Source organism: Parendozoicomonas verongulae (genome assembly GCF_009711465.1).
Classification (GTDB): domain Bacteria; phylum Pseudomonadota; class Gammaproteobacteria; order Pseudomonadales; family Endozoicomonadaceae; genus Sansalvadorimonas; species Sansalvadorimonas verongulae.
Genome location: NZ_SMME01000228.1, coordinates 1 through 388, shown reverse-complemented (window position 1 = coordinate 388; position 388 = coordinate 1). Strand labels below are relative to the sequence as shown.

Below are 388 nucleotides of genomic sequence, written 5' to 3'. Positions count from 1 at the left end.
GCCGTTGAAACGGGTGCTACAACATGGATTGAGGATCCATCTAACATTCACCCCATTTCCAGTAACAATGGAACCCCTGATATTTTATGTACTCCTGCTCCTTCTTCACCTCCCCTTCTGGACATTCTATTCGCAGACTCAGAGCTTTCAGATCTGGAGCAGAATGACGCTCTACTTTCAGAGATATCAGATTTGTTGCCGGAAGAGGTATTTCAGCGTTTTCTTTGCACCAGTGCACAGGAGTGTGCACTTAATACAGATGGCTCTCTTGCTGAAACAAATGACACTCTTACTGAAGTGAGTGAGATTCAGCCTGAAACCAGATCAACACCTACGGGACAAACGGCTGTACAACATTTGGCCGTTGAAACGGGTGCTACAACATGGA

The 388-nt window shown here is 45.9% G+C and carries 1 protein-coding gene; it reads left to right on the top strand.

All coding sequences use genetic code 11. The features are described from left to right. Positions 1 to 388, top strand: a 388-nt coding sequence (locus tag E1189_RS24305) for a hypothetical protein (RefSeq protein WP_230459824.1), incomplete at both ends; no start/stop codon positions are given.